Source organism: Mucilaginibacter panaciglaebae, from assembly GCF_039539265.1.
GTDB classification, from domain to species: domain Bacteria; phylum Bacteroidota; class Bacteroidia; order Sphingobacteriales; family Sphingobacteriaceae; genus Mucilaginibacter; species Mucilaginibacter panaciglaebae.
This window is the reverse complement of sequence record NZ_BAABCV010000015.1, coordinates 37880-60719: the sequence shown is the minus strand read 5'-3', so window position 1 is coordinate 60719 and position 22840 is coordinate 37880. Positions and strand designations below refer to the sequence as shown.

General features: G+C 42.2%; 21 protein-coding genes and 1 tRNA gene. 9 read left to right on the top strand and 13 right to left on the bottom strand.

Going from position 1 to position 22840, the window contains the following annotated elements; genetic code table 11:
* Nucleotides 1-451: 451 nt before the first annotated feature.
* From ABD772_RS16840 to ABD772_RS16810, 7 genes are all read right to left on the bottom strand, one after another.
* Nucleotides 452-2386, bottom strand: a complete 1935-nt coding sequence (locus tag ABD772_RS16840) for an outer membrane beta-barrel protein (protein WP_345107153.1) — start codon at nucleotides 2384-2386, stop codon at nucleotides 452-454.
* 74 nt (nucleotides 2387-2460) lie between these two features.
* The gene (locus tag ABD772_RS16835; protein WP_345107150.1) at nucleotides 2461-4497 is read right to left on the bottom strand and encodes an ice-binding family protein; all 2037 of its coding nucleotides are present in this window, start codon (nucleotides 4495-4497) and stop codon (nucleotides 2461-2463) included.
* A gap of 114 nt (nucleotides 4498-4611) precedes the next feature.
* A complete protein-coding gene (locus tag ABD772_RS16830; RefSeq protein WP_345107148.1) occupies nucleotides 4612-5136 on the bottom strand; it encodes a helix-turn-helix domain-containing protein in 525 nt (174 codons plus the stop codon).
* Between the two features lie 847 nt (nucleotides 5137-5983).
* Nucleotides 5984-6859, bottom strand: coding sequence for a DUF5712 family protein (locus tag ABD772_RS16825; protein WP_345107145.1), 876 nt, complete (start codon nucleotides 6857-6859; stop codon nucleotides 5984-5986).
* Between the two features lie 9 nt (nucleotides 6860-6868).
* The gene (locus ABD772_RS16820; protein WP_345107143.1) at nucleotides 6869-7429 is read right to left on the bottom strand and encodes a BfmA/BtgA family mobilization protein; all 561 of its coding nucleotides are present in this window, start codon (nucleotides 7427-7429) and stop codon (nucleotides 6869-6871) included.
* 371 nt (nucleotides 7430-7800) lie between these two features.
* Nucleotides 7801-8112, bottom strand: a complete 312-nt coding sequence (locus ABD772_RS16815; RefSeq protein ID WP_345107141.1) for a hypothetical protein — start codon at nucleotides 8110-8112, stop codon at nucleotides 7801-7803.
* Nucleotides 8112-8375 carry a helix-turn-helix domain-containing protein gene (locus ABD772_RS16810; RefSeq protein ID WP_345107138.1) on the bottom strand — a complete coding sequence of 88 codons (264 nt, stop codon included), beginning with the start codon at nucleotides 8373-8375 and terminating at the stop codon, nucleotides 8112-8114. The genes ABD772_RS16815 and ABD772_RS16810 overlap by 1 nt, the downstream gene beginning before the upstream one ends.
* Nucleotides 8376-8666: 291 nt before the next feature.
* Here ABD772_RS16810 and ABD772_RS16805 point away from each other — a divergent pair, with 291 nt between their 5' ends.
* Entirely contained in the window at nucleotides 8667-9365 is a 699-nt protein-coding gene (locus ABD772_RS16805) for a hypothetical protein (RefSeq protein WP_345107136.1), read from the top strand.
* 23 nt (nucleotides 9366-9388) lie between these two features.
* Here the strand turns inward: ABD772_RS16805 and ABD772_RS16800 are convergent, their stop codons facing one another.
* The 4 genes from ABD772_RS16800 to ABD772_RS16785 all read right to left on the bottom strand — a co-directional run bounded on the left by ABD772_RS16800 (nucleotide 9389) and on the right by ABD772_RS16785 (nucleotide 12026).
* On the bottom strand, nucleotides 9389-9910 hold the full coding sequence (locus ABD772_RS16800; RefSeq protein ID WP_345107133.1) for a hypothetical protein: 522 nt from the start codon (nucleotides 9908-9910) through the stop codon (nucleotides 9389-9391).
* Complete coding sequence (locus tag ABD772_RS16795) at nucleotides 9907-10374, bottom strand: hypothetical protein (protein WP_345107130.1); 468 nt, start codon at nucleotides 10372-10374, stop codon at nucleotides 9907-9909. Before ABD772_RS16795 ends, ABD772_RS16800 begins: the two co-directional genes overlap by 4 nt.
* 110 nt (nucleotides 10375-10484) lie before the next feature.
* Nucleotides 10485-11705 carry a site-specific integrase gene (locus ABD772_RS16790; RefSeq protein ID WP_345107127.1) on the bottom strand — a complete coding sequence of 407 codons (1221 nt, stop codon included), beginning with the start codon at nucleotides 11703-11705 and terminating at the stop codon, nucleotides 10485-10487.
* A 249-nt stretch (nucleotides 11706-11954) separates the two neighbouring features.
* A tRNA-Glu gene (locus ABD772_RS16785) sits at nucleotides 11955-12026 on the bottom strand.
* A gap of 183 nt (nucleotides 12027-12209) precedes the next feature.
* On the opposite strand from ABD772_RS16785, the gene ABD772_RS16780 reads away from it, so the two are divergent.
* The 5 genes from ABD772_RS16780 to ABD772_RS16760 are packed head-to-tail and all read left to right on the top strand — an operon-like array spanning nucleotide 12210 to nucleotide 18291.
* Entirely contained in the window at nucleotides 12210-13604 is a 1395-nt protein-coding gene (locus tag ABD772_RS16780) for a mercuric reductase (protein WP_345107124.1), read from the top strand.
* Nucleotides 13601-14569, top strand: coding sequence for an ABC transporter ATP-binding protein (locus tag ABD772_RS16775; protein WP_345107123.1), 969 nt, complete (start codon nucleotides 13601-13603; stop codon nucleotides 14567-14569). Before ABD772_RS16780 ends, ABD772_RS16775 begins: the two co-directional genes overlap by 4 nt.
* Nucleotides 14562-16133, top strand: a complete 1572-nt coding sequence (locus ABD772_RS16770; RefSeq protein ID WP_345107120.1) for an ABC transporter permease/substrate-binding protein — start codon at nucleotides 14562-14564, stop codon at nucleotides 16131-16133. The genes ABD772_RS16775 and ABD772_RS16770 overlap by 8 nt, the downstream gene beginning before the upstream one ends.
* Before the next feature lie 3 nt (nucleotides 16134-16136).
* Nucleotides 16137-17285, top strand: coding sequence for an ergothioneine biosynthesis protein EgtB (gene egtB, locus ABD772_RS16765; protein ID WP_345107117.1), 1149 nt, complete (start codon nucleotides 16137-16139; stop codon nucleotides 17283-17285).
* 19 nt (nucleotides 17286-17304) lie between these two features.
* Nucleotides 17305-18291 carry an L-histidine N(alpha)-methyltransferase gene (locus ABD772_RS16760; RefSeq protein WP_345107114.1) on the top strand — a complete coding sequence of 329 codons (987 nt, stop codon included), beginning with the start codon at nucleotides 17305-17307 and terminating at the stop codon, nucleotides 18289-18291.
* Between the two features lie 320 nt (nucleotides 18292-18611).
* Here ABD772_RS16760 and gcvH read toward each other — a convergent pair whose 3' ends face one another.
* Nucleotides 18612-18992 (bottom strand): glycine cleavage system protein GcvH, encoded by a 381-nt coding sequence (gene gcvH, locus ABD772_RS16755; protein WP_345107112.1) that lies wholly within the window; start codon nucleotides 18990-18992, stop codon nucleotides 18612-18614.
* A gap of 131 nt (nucleotides 18993-19123) precedes the next feature.
* Here gcvH and ABD772_RS16750 point away from each other — a divergent pair, with 131 nt between their 5' ends.
* The 3 genes from ABD772_RS16750 to ABD772_RS16740 all read left to right on the top strand — a co-directional run bounded on the left by ABD772_RS16750 (nucleotide 19124) and on the right by ABD772_RS16740 (nucleotide 21292).
* Nucleotides 19124-19687, top strand: coding sequence for a DUF4142 domain-containing protein (locus ABD772_RS16750; protein WP_345107110.1), 564 nt, complete (start codon nucleotides 19124-19126; stop codon nucleotides 19685-19687).
* Between the two features lie 73 nt (nucleotides 19688-19760).
* Complete coding sequence (locus tag ABD772_RS16745) at nucleotides 19761-20777, top strand: Gfo/Idh/MocA family oxidoreductase (protein ID WP_345107108.1); 1017 nt, start codon at nucleotides 19761-19763, stop codon at nucleotides 20775-20777.
* A gap of 14 nt (nucleotides 20778-20791) precedes the next feature.
* A complete protein-coding gene (locus ABD772_RS16740; protein ID WP_345107105.1) occupies nucleotides 20792-21292 on the top strand; it encodes a TlpA family protein disulfide reductase in 501 nt (166 codons plus the stop codon).
* A gap of 5 nt (nucleotides 21293-21297) precedes the next feature.
* On the opposite strand, the gene ABD772_RS16735 is transcribed toward ABD772_RS16740, so the two are convergent.
* Entirely contained in the window at nucleotides 21298-22812 is a 1515-nt protein-coding gene (locus tag ABD772_RS16735; RefSeq protein ID WP_345107102.1) for a twin-arginine translocation signal domain-containing protein, read from the bottom strand.
* Nucleotides 22813-22840: the final 28 nt, after the last annotated feature.

Genomic DNA, 22840 nt, shown 5'->3' with positions numbered 1-22840 from the left:
TCCTGTAAGCTTTTGACTTACAGGATTTTAATTTGTTTTAATGTAGCCCGTAGGGGAATCGAACACGATTATTAACCCATTGACTTACAATATCTTACATGGTTACCTATGTGCTACGCACCGAATTGCTAACCATTTTTTGATGCAGATTATTTACAAATCTTAGCTCACAATATACAAAATATTTCAAATATTTGAAAATTACTTGTCACTAATTTTTAAATATCCATTTTCATTTCCATCGGAAAGATATGAAAACATAATGCCTTATTTATCACGCAAATAATGAACGGGGCAAACTAGATAAAATGTCAAGGGCAGGCCAATAAAAACAACCACAACTATCTGCTTTATGTAGTTTCATGATATCCGGTTAAACATACAAGAAAAAAACCACCAGCGGTGACTCTTTTCTTGTATAAATATTGAGCACTCACCTGCATATAGCATATTATTTATTTGTCGGGATAATGTCTATCACAACCGTACGGTTATAAAAACGTTCTTCAGGCAACGCGTTTTCAAATGGCGAATGATTGATGTCTTCCCCGAAGCCAAGTGTTTCAAACTTAACATTGTTTTTGCCGGTTGCTGACAGGCTGCTTTCAAGCACCTTTTGTGTTTGTTGTGCACGGCTGTCAGATAATTTTTGGTTATAATCCTCTTCACCAATAATGTCAGTATGGCCATGTACAATAACTGTCGATCCATCGGTAATTAAAGGCGATACTATATCAGTTAACAATTTATTGTACGATGCTATACCAATGGCCTTATCAAAATCAAATACTACGCTGTAACGAAGACCTTTCTGGATAGCAGCGTCCTGGCGTATTAAATGCACAGTATTTTCTTTAGTAATTGTAGTTCCGTTTTTAGTTTCGCCGGTCATCGTGATTTTGTAGTTTCCTTCAGGATTATTACCAATCATTGCTATGCCTGATATGCTTTCCTGGTCATTGGTGAACGGACCGTAATGTTGGGTTACACTCCGGTCGTCAGTCGCATTTATCGACCAGCTATTTAACTGCTTTTTAGCGCCGTCAACATTTAAGACTACGTAACTGTCAAGGGGATCTGTTTGCATGGTGTTAATATGTACGGGTTTCATCATTCCGCCCCCAACTTCCATCAGCAATTCGGGCGATGTGCTTGCAATGTCAACACGCCTGTCTTCGGCACGTAGTAAAACAAGCTCTTTGTTACCACCAGGTTGCTCTGAAGGATTAGCCGGTTTTTTGCGGGCAAGCGTTGTGATACGTGAACCGTTAATTCCAAATGTGTCTGTCAGATACATTTTTATTGATTCGGCCATTATTTTACCATCACCTGCAGGTGCACCAGTTAATGATATGGTAGTACCCGGATTGGTACGCATACGGTCACCCAGAATGTTCAGTATATTATGGTATACATTTAACTGTCTTGCAGAACGTCCAGACATGGTTACTGATTGTTCTTCCTGCAATTGTTCTTCTTTAAAGTTATCAGCCTGTGCTTTGTTAAGTGCTATGTAACGGTCGGGTATGGTGTTGGCGCCATCATCAAAAAACACAGCGTTAAGCAAAGGTAAAGTTTCGCTTACCTGGCGTTTTAACGGTACCGCTTTAGGCGCACGTACAGAGAATGTAACATCAACAGCAACAGGAACTATTGCTGCTGCCGGTATTTCCACAACTTTTTTATGGCCCTTACCAAATTTAAGGGCAATGCCTGCGCGTATAGTTGTCACTTGCCAGCTTTCAATACTGCGTGGCGCCTGGCCAAAATAAGGCTGATAAGAAACAAATGGCGAAAGATTAATTTTGTTAGGATTAGTGGCAGATGCCAATGGGATCTCATAACCAACACCCACTTGCCCGGATACTAATGTTTTGCGCATATTGCTTAACTCGCCATTAGTATTAAGCTGTTTAACTTGTGTGTACGAAAAACCGTTCTGGATATTGAACGCTAAACGCGGGCCTGCAAAAAAATAAAGGTTCGATGCCGGTACCGCTAAACGTAAGCTTGGTTCGACGGCGACATAGGCCGCATCGGTATGCAAGGTTGCATCGCAGTTACAAGGCGCCACAACATCATTAAATTTGCCTCCGCGGCCATCATAACCTACGTTAAGCATGATGCCCCAGATACCGGCCGGACGATACTCAACCAATACAGAGCCATAAGGCTTTATCCCAAACCCTTTATGAAACGCGGTGGGAACCATTAGGCTGCTATTAAGCGTTTGGGTTGTACCATCGTAAAAGTTAAAATTGGCAGCACCCGATAAACCCCACCACCAGGTAGGCTGGGTAACCTGTGCCTGTGCGGCAACTTGTGAAAGGACAACTATCGCCGAAAGCAGGATGGCCCTTTTTATCATTTTATATTGTAGTAGCATATATTTCTTTTTAATGTAAGTAAGTTAAGTAAGTACACTCCTCACTGGGAATGTACTTTTAAGGGTGAATAATATTAAGGGATTATTACTGTAGCAGCATTTAACGTAACCGCTTTTTGAGCCAATAACCTGCCGGTAACTTTAGCACCGGTATTTAAAGAGATCAGATTTTTACTCAGGATATTACCACTAAAGTCAACCGCTGTACCAAGCGTGGCCTGGCCTGCAACCACCCAATAGATATTCTTGGCTTGCGCACCTCCGGTTAAATGGATGATGGCTGTATTATTTACAATCAAATCTGCGGCTATTTGTAAAACCCAGGTATCATTAGGCCCGCCTGCAAGTGTTACGCCTGCGTTTGTTATTAATAACTGCGTACTCCATTTATATAAGCCGGGAGGCAATGTTAAACCACTGATATCGCCTGCGCCTAAACCAACTACTGGTGCCGGTGTTACCAGGTTATTTGAATTGGTATAAGCCGTTTCCATATCGCCTATAGCTGTTGTTAAATTACCCGGTGTTGGCACGGCATAATCAGACGCGTAAACTTTTCCGGTTACTATGGGTGTATGCGATGTTTGACCATTGGTATCCATGATCAATCCAAAGCCTGTTATGGCAGTTGATGTTATCGGGCTTACGCCGATATCACCGGTTATTGAAGTAATACCGGTAGTTGATATTCCGGATTCGGTTAATATGCTAAAGTTAGCAGCAGCACCAAGTCCTGGTAATACCGGGCCAAGCGCTACCACCGCTGTAAAGTTTGCGGTAATGTTTTTATTGCTGTTCATGTTCACCGTTAACGGGTTTACAGATCCGGTTGCATCGCCGCTCCATGACGAGAATCTAAATCCGGGATTTGCTGTAGCTGTAAGCTGCACGTTAGCTCCGCTATTATAAACAGCCAGGTTTGGATTTTTTGCAACCGAACCCATCAGCGCATTTGCATTTACCGTTAACGTGTAAGTGTTCAATAAGAAATTGGCAACCAATGTCCGGTTAGCGCTTAACGGGAAAGTATAAGCCGGGCTGGTCGATGCTACTGTCGCGCCATCTGTCCAGTTAACAAAGGTATAGCCTGCATTAGCTGTTGCAGTTACAGTTACCGAAGTTCCTGCCGCAAATGATCCTGCGCCGGTTGTTGAACCACCAGCTACCGGGTTTGATGATAATACAACTGCAAATTGAGATGCCGGTATTGCGCTAAAATTAGCCGTTAATGTTTTGTTGACAGCTAGCACAAATTGATAACTTGAGCTGGTGGAAACCACGATGCCATTATCAGTCCAGTTAACAAATGTATAACCTGCTCTTGGTGTCGCCGATGCGGTAACCGTTGAGCCAATACTAAATTGTCCTTGCCCGGCAACTGTGCCACCAGCTATAGGGTTTGCCGCTAAGTTTAAAGCCACTTTGCCAACTGCTATAGCAGCAAAATTGGCTATTAACGCCCTGTTGCCTGCCACAGTAAACTGGTAACTTGAACTTGTTGAGGCAACGGTCGCACCGTCTGTCCAATTAACAAATACAAATCCGGTTACAGCTGTCGCTGTTACCGATGCAGTAGACCCTTGTGCAAACGTACCAGTGCCCGTAGTTGTGCCGCTGGCAGCCGGCAATACGGATAACGATACTTGTGGGATAGTAGTAAATGTCCAAACATTATCATTTACCAGTGCGGTATGGAATTTATCCGCGGCGCCGGTAGTAATGGTACCTGTATAGACCGCAAATGGCAGCAGTGGTACATCTGGTGTAAAAGTGTAAACACGGGCACTTGCTGTAGGCGCAACGGTTCCGCTAACCGCGTTAGCGCCCTGTTTAATTATAAAAGTTGTTTTGGTAATGGTTGCCGGATCCATATCAGTATTAAAAGTCGCGGTAATAACTTTAGGTAATACGACATCAACCGCTTTATCCATCGGGTCGGTTGTTACTAAAGGGCATACGCCTTGTGCGGCTACAAATTCATCCTTTTTACAGCCAGCGGTAAATACAATGAGCAGTAAAACCAGCGACCAAATGGCTGAGAAGATTTTTGAGTAGCATTTGCTTTTATACGCAGGTATTCTATCAATAGTCGGGGTAGTTCTTTTTTTCATAAAAGTTATTTAAATATTAAATGTTAGCGTCGCCAACCTAAACGGCAGAATTGGGGACACTACAAACCTACCCGGATAATGGCCGGAAATGTTATACAATTATTTGAATAAGTTCTATAATTCACACATTGCAGGAAGCAATGTACCGGCACATTCAATGTACTTAAAGTGGGAAGGGGTCACGCCGGTAACTTTTTTAAACTGGGTTGACAGATGGGCAACACTACTGTAATTAAGTTTCCAGGAAATTTCGGTAAGATTCAGTTCCTTAGCACAGATCAATTCTTTTACCCGGCGTATTTTATTGGCTATAATAAAATGTTCAACGGTAATACCTTGCATTGCTGAAAAAACGTTGGCCAGGTAGGTGTAATCCAGGTTCAGCATTTCACTTAAATAAAGCGAAAAGTTGGTCTTTAAGGGATAATCGGAGTTGTCTATCATATCAAGGACAATAGCTTTGATCCTTTCAATTAATATCTTTTTTCGATCTTCAATCAATTCCAATCCGGCATTTAATAAAGCGGCTTTAAAATAGCGCAACTGATGGTCAGAAAGATTGCCTAATACTTCTACCTGCCCGGTTTCCACAGTAATACAATACATGCCGAGTTTTTCTAACTCACTCTTCACAACCATGCGGCATCGAAGACAAGTCATATTTTTAATAAAAAGTACCATAGTTATAAACTCATCTGCAAAGCAAGTGCCCCGTATTGGTTACCGCTAACTAGCTTGTCGGCGATTTTTAGTAACTTATTGATAATAATGCCCTGGGCCTGCTGAATGGCACATTTACGCGAATCGATGCTGTTTGATGATAAAAAAATTAATTATTTTAATTTGACGCGATACGCCGTCAAACAATCTTAATGAGCAATTATATATTGACAGTAATAATATTAATGCCTTAAACGAAATAATTATGTAGATAAGCCTAAAGATTGACCTTTATTTACTGAAAGTTAAATAAAAAATAAGAAGGCGCCAAACTGGCCGATAGTTTTTCTTTTTACTTTAAAACTGTAGCGTTACAACTAAGTTTTGTATGGCATACAACACACAGCTCTAACTTATGTACAGGAAATAATTAATCCTAAAGCTAACGACTCATATAGGATACTATATTTATTTCGCCTGATTGCTTAATAATAGCTTTGTCAATATCAAAATAATTCGGTGTACCTTCTTTAATAAATTAGCGAGTTCAATCATTATAGAAAGTTGTTAATAAATTATTTAGATTTTACTTTATAATCCAATGAACAGCTACCCCTTATTCAGACGTTAAGCAACCAAAAGCGCGTAACCGGGTAAAATGTCAAGGGCGGGCAAGCAAAAAAACCAACACACCCTGCCCGTTTATGTACCCTTGACGTTTTATCCCGGTGTGGGCTATCTTCGCTGTAGCGGTGAATAAGGAGTGTATCTTTTGAATAAACCCCATACGCCGCAGGGTTATGGGTAAAAGCACATATATTCCGCGCTACCTCATACTCCAACCGCCGCCAATCCCTAAGCTCCGGTCTTGCTTCCTGCTTAATTCCATTTCCTGCTGTTGCTTTATCTGCCGTTCCAATTCCATTTTCTGCTGTTGCTTAACTTGCTGCTCCTTGCGCTCTTCCTCCTTTAATTCCAATCTTTGTTCATAATCGCCATGTTTTAAGGTATTGGCGTATTTAAAAGTTTCTTTGAGTTCCCGGTCATAATCAAAGGTCTGGTCGAAAGTTCTTTCCGCGGCGTGCTTGAATGCTACCCGATCAAATTGCCCGACTTTAAGGCTATGCGCCGCATTCCTACCTCGCGAATTGTTTAAAGGGCTTAAACGGATACTGTCGGTAATATCCTTACGGCTGACAATGATTTGTACGTGCATTTGTTCTCCCGCCTTTGGCTCGCCCCGTTTGGCCAAGCCATTTTTCACTTCCTCATCCTTATGGGTGTAATAGCGGTGGTTCTCTACTTTACCAAAATATAGAATATCTTTATTACCGATTACTTTTTCTTTTTTAAAGTTCTTGGCATATTCATCCATAACCTGATTGGCGTATTGTTTCAACTGTTGTTTAACACCATCTTCGCCAAATTCTTCTTTAAGAAATAATAATTCATTTTCGCTGGGACTGATATTAACCAAAAAGAATTTGGCCTCGTCTTTAGATAGCCTGTCGGTGTTGTGGTCAATCTCATATCTTACCTCATACGGCTGTATCGTCTGCTGTTCCTGATTAAACCAATATTCCGGTTCCAATTGCGGGTTTGGTTCATAAAGCAGTCGGTTCTCTTTTTCCAGATAGTTGACTAATTGGCCGCTGCTGCCTTTATTGTTGCCGGTTTCGCTTTTACTGATATTGATGTGCATATCCTTTGCCTATAGGTTCTTCATCTGTTGTCTGACATTTTGGATCAGGCTGTCTTTATCTGTTTGCTTCGTCATCATATTCATATTTTCCCGGTGCTGTATATAATAGTCCAGTATTTCTAAGCATTTCCGCTTAGTCAGGTCTTTGGTGTATTGTGCTGTTTCGATACTTTTGATTGAACCCTGTACGCTATTAAGCGCGGATTGTTGCTTGGCATAAGCTTCCTTTTGTTCCTTATTATGGGCAATGATATGTTTGTTAAAATAGTTAACGATCTGCTCCTGTGAGTTGCTAATCCTTCCGGTAGAAGTAATCAACGGCATTAATAAATCATCTTCCATCACCTTAATAAATGCAATGACCCTATCTGTTCTTTTGACAAGTTCTTTCTTCAAGAGTTCATCGTTCAAGTCGCGCGGGTCTTTCTTGCTTTTATAGAAATAATCCACCATCGCGATAAAAAATTCGATCTTAGTTAAGCCGGTTTTTTCGGCCAGCTTTTGCAGCTTGCTATCGGCTGTGATCGGAAACCTGATGGTTTTTATATTGGGATCTGTCTGTTTGTACATGAGATTCTAAAATTTCTTAATTGTCTATTAAACAATAGCTTGTAAATACGGTATACTACTAAGTATACTGAAAACAGCCTTTAAAGCTATTTGCAGGGGTAAAGTATACTAACGGTATACTGGAAACAGCCCTGGCCCCGCAGGGCGAGCGGAAGAGTCAGGTGTAACCTGACTCCCGCTCGCTCCAAACGCTTTCGCGTTCGGACGGTGGCTGTTTTCATAAATGAGCCCTTGAGTGCCTTTAAGGATATTTTCAGTGGTTTTCGCATGGTATTTGGGTTACAAAAACATCGTTTTGCACATGCGTTTAAATATTTTTTATACTCGGAAATCATTTTATAGATATACTGATAGGTAGATATTCAGATAGATTATATCAGGGCATCCGGCCAATACACCTGGCTGCCTAATTTGGGATGATAACTCGGCTGATAATGTATATAGCCAAACTCATCCAGTTCCTTTATGCACTTATGATAAGTCGCTACCGATGCGATCTTGCTAAAGCCCATAAGCTCACTCCGATTCACTGCAAAGGGCTGGGCGAAGCCTTGCCGTTGCCAGCAAACGAACAATGCGGTATATAGACTTATATGGGTGGCCAACAGGCGCTGGTCTTTCGACATGCGCCTGAGCCATTTGGTATAGTCCGCTGTCGCGGTTTGATTGGCTGCTATTTTCATTACAAACCTCCTTCCAGTAATTTATGGATGTCTTTCAGTTTGTAATATAGCATTCCACCGATCTTAGTAAACCGCAGTGTTCCGTTAATACGCAGATTTTGCAGGGTGCCGGGCGAAATGTTTAATAGCTTCCGCACTTCAACACTCTTGAGCCATTGTTTGGACTGGCCCTGCCCTGGTTTTATGATCTGCCTGATCTCGTTAAGCAATTCGCTTTTGAATTGCTTTAAATCTTCCCTCGTAATCATTTCAATTGTAGTCATAGATTATAGTATTAAATGTTAATTATCCGTTGATCTTTTGCCTTGTGCAAAAGATCCTTACCCTAAAAATTAAATTGGATTTGAATAGGTTTAATCAAAAAGTTAAACAAAATTAAATAATTGTTTTGATATTTTAAAATACATCAAAACAATTTATATATTTGTATAGTTAATACATCATACAGATTGATCGCATTTGATAGGTTTTGAGGTATTTCGCTTTGAAGGATTAAATAGTTTTCATTAAAATGCGTTTAAAAAGCACCAAATAAAATTTTAAAGTTTTTTTCAATGAATAAAATAAGTTACAAGACCTATTATAATGACCGGTTGAAAGAAGTTGACTTTCATGGACAGCAAACCCATCCTTTATATGTGCAGGTAACTTATGAAAGAAAAACCATTTTTTTCAAAAGCTATTATTTCGAGTTGTTTTCTAAACCGCGTTTCTTCCTGGATGTGCCGGGTGCCGGTGCCAAAGGCCCGGAATTGGAACTGGCTATCCGCAAGGAGCATGAAGTGATTGATTTTATTATCGAAAAGCACCGTGATGATTTCTCACTGGAAATTTTCAAAGATGCTTATGCCTACTACAGTAAAGATGTTTGTGACCTTGCGGAAGCAGGGTATCGTGATTACCTGTTCACTTTCTTTTGGGATGAGGGGTCGCCCTATTTGGGCGACTTGGTAAAACACGGCGGCAAGCATGTGGTGGCTTATGACTTAACACGGGACTTTAAAAGGAATTTTCAGAAAGAGCGATACGATAAACTCGTAAAGAACAGTTTTGAGCATTCACCACCTTATTTGCCCTTATACGGTTTTATGTCGGAACGGAAACGCTGGCCGGAGCTTTGCCTGACAATGATGGAATGGAGGAGTATAGAAGTTACTGTTGCGTTTAAGGCTTATCTTGACCGGGTGTATCCGGATATAAATGGATTGGAACTGGTTAAAGAAGTAAACAAGCTGCCCTACACAAGTAAGTAAACTAAAAGGATAGCTATGCCCATTTAAGCAGTCATTTGCAGAATATGGGTAACATAAGGCCTTTCTTTATCCCTTAAAGAATTGTCCGTCCTGATCTGATGTTCTTTTGCCTTCTCCGCAAGTTTATACCAATAAATAGCAGGTATGATCTTATTAGAGTGTATTTCCAAACGAATGATAATGCTGTCGTTTGGCTCCCGGCGGTTATTTACCAGGTGACTAAGTAGCGTTTCATGGATTTGGATTTCCTGTGCGAACTCCTTTTTCTTTTTATGGATTATTGTTAAGTAGCGTTCCAAAAAATGTCCGAAGTTTAAAGCCGGATTGTAGCTATCCTTTAGATAATCCTCTAACTGGAAACGTAATTGTAACACGTCTAATTCAATCTTTTGCTCTTCGGTCAATGCTGCCTGACTTTTTTTTCTGGCGGTAGCTAAATCCCTGTTAGCTTGTTCTTGTTGCTTAACAGTAAGCTTTGCGGGTATCATTAACGATTCCGCAATTTCTTCCAAAGTATATTCCTTCAATAATTTTTTTAAGCTCATATATCGTATGTTTTAATCAATTCCCTTAAAACTTCATATTCAGCATAAACCTGTTGTCCTGCTGTTGTCATTCCATACTTTTTAATATAATGTGACCGCAATTCTGTCTTTGGTGTCAGCGATACGCAAGCCAAACCGTAATATTTTCTTAACGCTATCTTGGCGGCGTGAGCAATAAGGCACCCTGCTATACCTTCATGCTTTTTTAACCTTCCGCTGTTTTCCTTTGATACCGATATTAATTTAATTTCGATACGGTATTCGGCAGGAACATCAACTAATGCGATCAGTCCCAAAATTACCGGCCTGTCTTCAAGGGTCAATTTATAAATGTCTGCATCTGCTTTAAGCTGATCCCACCTAAAAAAGAATTGCTTTTTAGTAATGCTTTTAAAGTCAGTTGGCTCAACTCGCTGAACAATTACCGGGATGGCTTTTTGGCCTGATACCTCCGTTATATTCATTATTCAAATATAATAAAATTTACAATTTTTGTCAACTTTAATTAAAGATATTATCTTACGATATTAGAGTTGAGGCTACAAGTCGCGCCGCAATTCTATTGATTTCTCTATTAAACCGTAGCATATTTCAGTTTAAGCAAGGCCATATCATGACTTACTTTCATGTCCAGTATCTTAGCGTAATGCTGTGTGGTTTTAATATTGGTATGGCCTAACATTTTACTGACTGTTTCAATTGGTACATTATTGGATAATGTTACTGTGGTTGCGAAAGTGTGTCTTGCCAAATGAAATGTTAAATGCTTCACTACATCGGATAAGTCCGCTATTTCTTTTAAGTAGGCATTCATTTTTTGATTGCTTAAGACTGGCAGTAATAGACCCTTATTTTCACATTGCGGGTGCTCCCGATAACGGTTCAATATTTCTAAGGCTACTGGTAAAAGCGGTATTCTTGATGATGTGTCCGTTTTCTGCCTGCTGGTAAATATCCATTGTTCCCCATCCATACCTATACCAATCTCGCTTCGCTTCAGTTTTTTAACATCTGCATAGGACAGCCCGGTGTAACAGCAAAAAACAAAAACATCTCTTACCTGCTGTAAACGTTCAACACTTAATTTTTTATTGTTTGTTATCGCATCTAACTCCTGTTGTGTCAAATAAGTGCGCTCTTTAGCTTTTGCACTTGACTTGTAATTGAGAAAAGGATTTTGCTTTAGCCATCCATTAGCAAGGCAATGGTTGACAATTTTTTTCAGGTGCTTGATATATTTGGCTGCCGATACCCCGCTGATCTTACATTCAGCTTTCAAGTAAAACTCAAAGCCTGTAATAAAGGCATGGTTTAACTGGCTGATTTCAATATCGGTTTTGCCAAACTGATTTAATAAGTAACCTGTAAGATGTTTTTCAGAGGTATTATATCCTTTCAGGGTATTTGCCTCAAAACCGTTCCCGATCAATGCCTTTATTTTGGCATTATGCTCGGTAAACAATTGCATCAGGTAGTGGCTCTTTAGAGTTTTACCTGTAAATTGGTTCAGCAAGCTTTCGGTTGTTATGGTTTGGTTTGCATCAATCAACGCCTGGTGCGCATCTCTTACTTTGCTTTGCAGGCTGTCCAGGTAATTGTTAAGGGACTTGATTTCTTCTTTTGTACCGATGGCGCGCCCTGCATGGCTGTTCCATTTGGTTGGTTCGCATTCACGTCCGGCAGATATATCTGCACGTTTACCGTTAACCGTAATACGCATGTAGATAGGCATGGCACCACCTTTGTAGTTTTTTTGCTTTCTGATGTAAAAAAGCAGATGGAAATTAGTTTTCATAATACAAGCTTAAAAGTGAAACAAAAGTAAGTTTGTAGTCTGCCTTTATCAAGATGTTTATTAATTGAACAGGTTGATATTCAATTAATTATAAGCAATTCGGTGCGTAGTGTCTGACCATTGGGTTACGCACCGAATTACGCTCATTTTTGTTGCGATTTGGTGCATATTATGGTATTTTGATGCCAACAAAAAACCCTGCAAACTTTTGATTTGCAGGGTTTTAGCATCTTTTGGTATTGTTTTTTGTAGCCCGTAGGGGAATCGAACCCCTGTTTGAAGAATGAAAATCTCCTGTCCTAACCCCTAGACGAACGGGCCATTTTTAATGGTTTCCCTTATTTTGGGACTGCAAAGATATGCGTTTAGAAATAAAATTAAAAGAATCTTTTAAAAAAATATTTCTACCGGTTTTTTACAGCCCGGCCCGCCTACAAAAAGCAAACAAATGGCGTTTCTGATAGTATAAACTCATATCTTTATATAAACAGCTAAGCCGCTACCATGAAGCCAAAACAATACGATGCAATAATTATAGGTGCCGGGCAGGCGGGTTTACCCTTAGCTAAGAAGTTGGCAAACGCCGGTAAAAAGACTGCCCTAATAGAGCGTCGGTGGGTTGGAGGCACCTGCGTTAACGATGGCTGTACACCCACTAAAACCTGGGTGGCATCGGCCAAAGCAGCGTATATAGCAGCCAATAGTGGTCCGCTGGGCGTTCATATCAAAAGCTATAAGGTAGATATGACTGTTATCAAAAAGCGTAAAGACCATATAGTCATCCACGCTCGCAATGGCAGCACGGAGAATGCCGAAAAAACACCTAATCTGGATCTGATATTTGGAGAAGCGGCTTTTACCGGCGTTAAAACTGTAGCTGTAAAGCTTAAAGACGGAAGCGCTAAATTATTAAAGGCCGATTGGGTCTTTCTTAACGTGGGCGCCCGCACTTTCATTCCTGATATCCAGGGGCTGGATGAAATAGATTACCTGACGTCGACCACTATTTTAGAGCTGGACAAAGTGCCGGACAACTTGTTAGTTATCGGCGGTAATTATATAGGATTAGAGTTTGGACAGATGTTTAGGCGGTTTGGCAGTAAAGTGACGATCTTAGAAAGGTCGGCGCGGCTAATGCCACGCGAGGACGAGGATATATCAAACGAGGTGCGCAAAATTCTGGAACTTGAGAATATAGACGTGCAAACTGGCTCGCAAGCTGTTAAATTTAAGCAGGGCAAAAAAGGCAAAATCGCGGCGACCATCCAAAATGCGGGGCATAAAAAGAAAGTGAAATATACTCACGTGCTATTGGCCGTTGGCCGCGTGCCCAATACAGATAATCTTGGTCTGGACAAAACCGGTGTTAAGATTGACGATAAAGGCTACATCAAAGTAAATAATAAACTCGAAACCAACGTTAAAGGCATTTATGCTTTAGGCGATGTTAAAGGCGGGCCAGCGTTTACCCATATCTCTTATAATGATTACACCATCGTCTATCGCAATCTTATTGAAAAACAGAATCTCAATACTAATGACCGCCCAGTACCTTACTGTATGTTTACCGACCCGCAATTGGGCCGCATAGGTATCAGCGAGCAGGAAGCTGAAGAACAAAAACTCGACTATATTGTAGCTAAACTGCCAATGGCGCACGTAGCCCGAGCGGTTGAGACCGGCGATACCCGGGGGGTCATGAAGGCCATCATCGACAGAAAAACTAAAAAGATACTGGGCGCGGCCATATTAGGGCAGGAAGGCGGCGAGATCATGTCGGTGCTGCAGATGGCTGTTGAAGGCGGTATTACTTACGACAGGATACGCTATTGCGTTTTCGCTCATCCGCTGTATTCAGAGTCGCTCAATAACTTATTTATGCGCATCGAGGATCAATGATCAAGGTTGAACATTTAAGCAAGTCGTTTAATAAGACAAAGGCTGTCGACAACATTTCGTTCGAGGTAGCTGAGGGAGAGAATCTGGTCCTGCTGGGCACCAGCGGCTGCGGCAAGACGACGACACTTAAAATGATCAACCGTCTTATCGAGCCTGATCAGGGCAAAGTATTCATCCATGGACAAAATATTATGGATCAGCAGCCTGAAACCCTGCGGCGTGGTATTGGATATGTACTGCAAAACAACGGACTCTTTCCCCATTATACCGTAGCCGAGAATATTGCAGTAGTGCCCCAACTATTAAAATGGAACAAAAAGCAAACTCAACATCGCGTTAGCGAACTACTGGAAAAACTGCACTTGGATAAAAAGTACCTAAGTGTTTATCCTAATGAGCTAAGCGGCGGGCAGCAGCAGCGCGTAGGCCTGGCAAGGGCATTGGTAACCGACCCTGCGGTGTTATTGATGGATGAACCCTTCGGGGCACTTGATACCGTTACGCGTTCAAAAATTCAGGCAGAGTTTAAGGCGTTGGATGAGCTCAAACGCAAAACCATTATTATGGTGACGCACGATGTACAGGAGGCCTTTGAGCTGGGCGATCGCATTTGTTTAATGGACAAAGGAAAGATTGTTCAGAACGGTCTGCCCGGTGATCTGCTTTTTAAACCGGTTAATGCTTTTGTGCGCGACTTTTTGAAGGATCAGCGCCTGCAATTAGAGTTTAAGGCAATTAAACTGCGCGATATAATTGATTTGCGACCTAAAGGAGGCGTTTTTGAATTGCATGGGGAGGTGTTGTCCCAGAATATTTCTTTGTGGCATGTGTTAGAGGGGTTTAAATTTTCGAAGGCCGAGAATCTGCATATTATTGATCATTATAGTAAGAAAAAAACAGTACTTGGCTTTGAGGGCTTGATGACAGCATTTTATCAGTACAAAAAACGGCAGGCGCATGAATGAACAGCAACAAACACTATGGCAGTTCATGGCCCAGCAAAGCGATAAGCTGCTCATGCAAACGCTGCAGCACATTAGCTTGACGTTTATTTCGCTCATTATAGCGGTGCTGATTGGTTTACCCCTTGGTATATTCATTGCCCGCCGCAAAGCTTTTTCAGGCCCTGTGTTGGGCATTGCGGGCATTTTACAGACCATTCCAAGTATAGCGTTATTGGGCTTTATGATTCCGTTGTTAGGCATAGGCCCTAAGCCAGCTATCGTGGCCTTGCTGCTGTATGCTTTGCTACCTATTATTCGCAATACCTATACAGGCATAAGCTGTGTAGACGGCAGTGTTAAAGAGGCTGCTATAGCCATGGGAATGAGCGGGTGGCAATTGCTGTTTAAAGTAGAGCTGCCTTTGGCTATGCCGGTGATCTTGGCGGGTATCCGCACCGCTACGGTTATTAATGTGGGTGTGGCTACACTGGCTTCTTATATAGCCGCAGGTGGTTTGGGCGAGTTTATTTTTGGTGGAATATCGCTTAACAATACTAACATGATCCTGGCGGGGGCAATCCCGGCAGCTTTGCTAGCCATATTGTTTGATTTCCTGCTTTCGCTGCTTCAAAAGCTCAACCGAAAAAAATTAAAAATGGCGACCAGGGTATTACCGGCGGTGTTGGTGGTAATGGCTTGTTTTTATTTTGTCCCGTCGGCCTATGGCAGCAAACTGACCGCGGGTTTTACCCCTGAGTTTATGGGCCGCCAGGATGGCAATCTGGGCCTGCAAAGTAAATACGGATTGAAGATACACACGATTGTGATCAGCGATGCAGTAATGTATAAAGCCGCATTTGAGAAAGAGCTGGATGTCATCAGCGGCTACTCGACAGACGGACGGTTGAAAGCATACGACCTGGTGGTTTTGGACGATGATAAAAAGATCTTCCCTCCCTACTATGCCGCACCTATCGTGCGTGATGACGCCTTGAAGAAGTTTCCGGAACTGGAGCCTACACTTAATTTATTAGCCGGCAAAATAAATGATAGTATAATGACCGACTTAAACTATCGCACCGATTATCTTCACCAAAGCCCTGATCGGGTAGCCAAAGATTTTTTAGTGGCGCATCATTTATTAAAACCGGCAGGACGCGGCAGTGCGGGCATAGTACGCATTGGCTCTAAAATATTTGGAGAGCAGTATATCCTGGCTAGTATGTATAGTATGCTTATTAAGGGCTATACCAATTATGATGTGGCTACCAAAACCGGGCTGGGAGGCACTAAGATATGTTTTGATGCGCTTACTAATAACCAGATCGACCTGTATCCTGAATATACAGGTACCGGCTTGCTGGCAATTTTAAAGCCATCGCCACAGCAAATCAATGCAGTTACCGGTAACAAGGAAAAGACTTATAATTACGTAAAGTCGCAATTTGAAAAGCGTTACCAGATAAAATGGCTATACCCCATAGGTTTTAACAACGCTTATGCCTTGATGATGCGCAGAAAACAAGCGACTCAACTTGGTGTTAAAAGTATATCAGACTTGAAACAATACCTGGAAACCAAATAACTAATGGATTTATTAGATCGTTATTTTAGGGTCAGAAAGCATACGGAGGCTATTTGCAGTCGCCTGCAAACCGAGGACTATGTGGTGCAGCCTATAGTTGACGTCAGTCCGCCGAAATGGCATATTGGGCATACCACCTGGTTTTTCGAGACTTTTATTCTGAAGCCATACTTTATGGGCTACGAGGAATACGACCCTAATTTTAACTATGTATTTAACAGCTATTATGAAGCCGTAGGCAACCGGGTGATCCGCACCGACCGTGGCAACCTGAGCCGGCCGACAGTGATCGAAATCTACCGTTATCGTGAATACGTAGATGACGCCATGGCCGGTTTTTTATGCAAGGAGCCATCGGCCGATATACGCGAATTAATCGTCCTGGGGCTTAATCACGAAGAGCAGCACCAGGAGCTGTTATATACCGACATCAAATACATACTGGGGCATAATCCTTTATTTCCGGCTTATGATAGAAACTATGTATCGCCCAAAGTAAACCGAAGCGATGCCAGTTTTATAAAAATGGACGAGGGCGTTTATGAGATCGGTTTTAGCGGCGATGGCTTTTGTTTTGATAATGAGTTAAATCGTCATAAGGTATATTTAAGCAGCTATAAGATCAGCCCGAATCTGGTTACTAATGTCGAATATCTTGAGTTTATCAATGCCGACGGTTACCGCGATTTCCGCCACTGGCACGCCGACGGCTGGGATTGGGTAAGGAATAATAAAGTGGGGTCGCCGATGTACTGGCACATGATTGATGGCCAATGGCATGCCTATACTTTTCACGGCCTTGAGCCGCTTAAACTAAACGATCCGGTTTGCCATATCAGCTATTTTGAAGCCTATGCTTACGCCACCTGGAGAGGCCTGCGTCTGCCAACCGAGTTTGAATGGGAAGCTGCTGCAGCAAAATTTGAATGGGGCAAAGCCTGGGAGTGGACTGAAAGTGCCTATTTGCCATATCCGGGGTTTGTCAAGGCGCCGGGCGCCATAGGCGAATATAATGGTAAGTTTATGGTAAACCAGAAGGTTTTAAGGGGCGCTTCCGAGGTAACATCGTCAGGGCATAGTCGCAATACTTACCGTAATTTTTTCCAAACCAACTTACGCTGGCAGTTTACTGGCATAAGGCTTGCTAAATAGATACAAACCATTTACCTATATGAATCAACCTGCCGTGCAAACCAAAATAAGGCAAGCATCAAAAAAAACCGATACGTTTTATGCCGATGTAGTGAAGGGATTAAACGCTACGCCAAAACGTTTACAGTCTAAATATTTTTATGATGCCGCAGGCGACAAGATATTTCAGGAACTTATGGAGTGCCCTGAATATTATCCAACTAAATGCGAGCTGGATATATTCGCTAACAAAACGCCCGAACTGGCTAAAACCATTATTGGCGATGGCGGTGCCTTTGATTTGATTGAATTGGGCGCGGGCGATGCCACCAAGTCATCATACCTGTTAAGATATCTGCAAAAGGAAGAAGTTAATTTTACCTATCTGCCTATCGATATATCTGCCAACACCATCAACTACCTCACAGTGAAACTCCCGCTGGCTATTCCCGGCCTTAAAATGCAAGGACTGAATGGTGAGTATTTTGAGATGTTGAATAAGGCAGCATCGATATCTAAACGCCGTAAGGTGGTTTTATTTATGGGTTCAAACATTGGCAATATGCCGGTTAATGAAGCTACCGCATTTTGTGCCGAATTACGTAAACATTTATCGCCGGGCGATATGGCACTGATTGGGTTTGATCTTAAAAAATCGCCAAAAACCATACTCAATGCTTATAACGATTCAAAGGGTATTACCAAAAGGTTTAATTTGAACTTGCTGGAACGGATCAATAGCGAATTGGGAGCTGACTTTAACACCAACCAGTTTGATCATTATGCTACCTATGATCCCGAAACGGGTGCCTGCAAAAGTTACCTCATAAGCTTACAAGATCAATTGGTGCATATTGGTAAAGAAACCATCCGTTTTATAAGGGATGAATATATTTACATGGAGATATCGCAAAAGTTCACTGTAATGCAAACCGACCAAATGGCGGCTAATGCCGGATTTAAACCGCTCAGCAGATTATTTGACAACAAGAAATGGTTTTTAGATGCAATATGGGTAGCTGAATAAATTATTGAGCCGCATAAACCACAGGAGCTCCAACATGTTTAGGCTGCGCTTTTATTTTGCCGAAATGCGGACAACCGCAATCTTTTTTAAAGATACCGCATGATGTAGCGCTTAACAGCGCGGCAAGGCCTAACAGAATAAATCGACTTTTGAACATATTTACAAATCCAATATACTAAGATACAATAATCGCGATAGTTTGCGGGGAGTTTCGCATTCAAACGCAGGTTTGTTAGTTAACGTATCTGCTTTACAAAATGTTACAAACAAATAAGGCTCACCATTTGGCAAGCCTTTATGTTTTAGAATTAATACTAGAGTTATGCACCAACCAAGGCCTTATAATCATCTGCAGATAACAGGCCATCTACATCGGCAGGATTGGCTACAATAACTTTTACCATCCAGCCTTCGCCAAATGGGTCTGAGTTTACCAGCTCAGGCTGGTTATCTAAAGCTTGGTTAATTTCGGTAACGGTACCGGTAACAGGCATAAACAAATCGGACACAGTTTTAACTGCTTCAACCGTACCAAAAACCGCTTCTTTGCCCACTTCTTTACCTACCGAGTTAATATCCACATAAACAATATCACCTAATTCGCCCTGGGCAAATTCGGTGATGCCAATGGTAGCAACGTTACCATCTAATTTAACCCATTCGTGGTCTTTCGTATATTTCAGTTCAGCAGGAAAATTCATGTTGTTAATTTTTATATCCAAAAATAATAAAAGTTTACGCACCGCGGCATATTTCGTCCAAGAATTGTATTTTTAGTAAAATTCCATTTCAGCATTCGGAATGAGATTGCTGCCAATTAGTAAATCTGGTTATGAATAAAAAACTATTGCTTGCTCTATTTACAGCCTGGGCGCTACAGGCTTGCCATGGCAAGGATGAGCAGGCCGACAATGACGCCATAGTGGCTAACGCCGATACTTCTAAAAATTCAAGCATCGTCGTTGGTAAAGGCGACAACCAGTTTGTAACCGATATGGCCGAGGCCTGTCTGATTGGGATCAAAATAGGCAATATGGCCAGGCAAAAAGGGTCGGACAAGCGGGTAAGAAATTTTGGGGCGATGATGGTGAAGGACCTGACTAAAGGCCACCGCCGTTTAGATTCGCTTGCAAGGATAAAAAAAATCCGGCTTCCTGATTCTGTTAGTTGGAATAATGAAGTGTCAATCGCGCAATTAGCAAAAAAAACAGGTAGGGATTTTGACCGCGCTTATCTTGAAAAAATGAGCCATGACTATAAAAATGCGCTTTTGCAATTTCAGCAAACCGCTAAATCTGCTTATGATCCACAGATTAAGGAATTCGCAAATCATAACCTGATGACCGTTCAGCGACATCTGGATTTGATTGATGCGATAAACTCTACACTGAAATAATCAGCTATTTCAACGTATTTTTTGCATAAGCTTGGTTAAAACCATAATTTGGCACAGCATTACAGCAAGCTACATGGCATCACCTATAGTTACCGGTTTATTGGCTTACGGCATGTCGGGCCGGATATTTCACGCGCCGTTCCTGAGCACCAATCCGCAGTTTAAATTAAAAGCGGTGGTTGAGCGGCATCAGAAAAAAATGACCGCGCATTACCCGGATATTGTGAGTTATAATTCGGTTGAAGAGATTTTAAAAGATGACGAGATCGAGCTGATCATTGTCAATACACCAAACTTCACTCATTTCGATTTTGCAAAACAGGCGCTGCATTCAGGTAAGCACGTACTGATTGAAAAACCGGCAGCAGGTAACGTCGCCGAGCTACAGGGGTTATTTGATGTGGCGCGCAGCGTTGGTAAACAGGTGTTTTGCTATCAAAACCGCCGTTGGGACAGCGATTTTATGTCGCTTAAAGAGGTGATCGATAGTGGTCGTCTGGGTAAGCTTACCGAGGTAACTTTACGGTATGATCGTTACAAACCTGCATTAAACCCCAAACCTTTTAAAGAAACCAAAGAAACACCAATAAACGGCATAGTATACGAACTTGGCCCCCACTTGATAGACCAGGCTATATACTTGTTTGGTAAACCGCTTAAGTTTGAAAAACTAATTACCATACAACGTGAGCTTTCTGTTGTGCCCGATTATCTGAACTTCCGCCTTACTTACCCCGGCGGGTTGGTGGTATATTTAACCTCGGGACTTTTAATAGCCGATCCGCTGCCGGCGTTTGTAGCGCATGGTAGTATTGGTAGTTATAGCAAATATCGCTGCGATGTACAAGAAACCCAATTAGATAAAGGTATATTACCCACAGATGAAGCTTATGGTGTTGAACCAGCCGGTATGGAGGGTAAGCTGGTAACTGTTGGCCCTGATGGCGAGAAGAATATCGAGTTTATGCAATCATTAAAAGGGGATTATTCAAAATTATTTTACGCGGTATATCATTCTATCCGTGAAAACGCGTTATATCCGATAACAGAAGAACATATGGCCTGGCAAATGGAAATGCTGGAAGCCTGATAGATTATAGACACATGAAAAAACTGATCTTATTTTTTAGCCTGATTATAGCTGTATTAAGCTGCAATGCACAGAACGAAAGTCCCGGCTCGGCCTTACCGCCATACCGGATCTTAAAAACCGACAGCACCTGGGCTACTCCGGCAAATTTGAAACACCGCCGCACAGTCTTGATCTATTTCTCGCCCGATTGCCCGCATTGCCAGCACCTGACTATGGAAATGCGCGAAAAAATGAAACAATTCGGTGATACCCAGATTGTCATGATCACCTGGTCTAACAACTACGACATCAGGGCGATTAAAAGCTTTGTGAAAGAATTTAATTTGACAAAATATCGCAATATCATTGTAGGCACGGAAGGGTATACCTATCTGGTTCAAAGATATTATAAGATAGAAACTACGCCTTATATCGCCGTTTTCAATGCCAATGGTAAACTGTCAAAGGCTTTCCGTAAAGCGCCCGAGAAAGTCGACACACTAATTAGAGCTGTAAAAGCTGCGAAGAGTTAGGGCACTCATCCTTTACCTTCATAAAAATCTTTAACCGCACGGGCTCCGCCGGCAATGTTTGGGAGTTTCATCTCTGAATATTTACGGGCGAAGATAATGCCCTGCGCACCTGATTTTAAGGCTGTCATAGTGGATCGGTAGGCATCTTCGGGCGTGGTTTGTTTATTTTTGGCGGTATTAGGGATATCGATATCCAAACCCGCGTAGATCTTACACTTACCTTGTACGCTGTCCAGTGCGCGTTTGGTTTCTTTAGCTATATAGTCCTGTGGCATGCCGTCGCGGCCCAGGGTGGCCAGATCCATATCCTCATAGTTCATGAAGCGGTTATTCAGTTTCAAATACTCCTCTTTTGAAAGATCGCCAAAAACCGTTGAAGCATTTGAGTTGATATAACCGGCATAGCGCGAGCCGCCTACGATGTTATAAATAACCGGTTTGATAAAATCGGCATAAGCCAAACGCTCATAAGGCATCTCGGCCTTGGTAAATGGGCTTAAACTATTAGAGTGCCAGATATGGAAGCCCGCCTGAATATTCGGCTTAACAGCTTTGGCCGAATCATATACATTACGATAAGTAGCATGATTAGCAGCCGTCCACAATCTCTCATAAGCCAGTATTTCGGGGTAATCGGTCATAATGCGCCAAAATGCTGCAAAGTAACCATCGACAGGGCGCTCACGCATGGTAGACTTCTTTGTAAAATCCACAAGTTTATGATAGCCCTCTAAAGCACGTTCAACATCTATCCCCTGCTCTTTCGCAGCTTTGCGGTGATATTTGCAAAAGCAGGTAATCCTTGCCGAGGGCCGCTCGCCTCTAAATGGCGCTATAGCGTTATTGAACGGCCCTTGCCGCTCCGAGCTCCACATCACCCCATCTATATCATAGCTTGAGCAAATGTCCATGGTCATACCGCTGACAAAATTGATATAATCGGGATTAAGGTCGCAGCAGCTTTCTACATGCTGGCCGTATATGCCTGTCTCCTGTACTTCTGCAATATGGGGCGTGCTTTTATGCCAGGTGAAACTATCCTGGTTAAAAACGTAGGTTTTTAGTCCGCGCTTTTTAGCTTCAGGTAATACGGCAGCCAGCATATCCCAGTCGCCATGATCGGGTGCTTTGGTGTCTTTGAGAATAGTGTTTTTATAAAACTGCGGGTGCGGTGTCGCAAAGTTGCCACCTATAAGGTTCAGGTATTCCTGCTTACCGTGATCAGGAAATGGATAGCCTGCTATTTGTCTGCCGGCGATGCCACTGTCATAAGTAAAGGTCGCCAAAAATAAGGTATTGATTGGGCCGGCGGCCTGTATATTATCAAGCACCTGGTTGACGCCTTCGTCAATAAACGATATGGCCCCTACCTGTATGCCGATAACGTTGTCTATTTTAGCTTCCGGCGCCGCGTAGGCCGGTTTAGCCAGTACAGAGGGTATCATTGCAGCCGCGCCCAGCGCCAGTCCTCCCTGTACAAAATCGCGGCGCGACATTTCGCCTTTAATCTCTTTTTCCATAATCGATCTTATGTTTGATGGTTTTAAA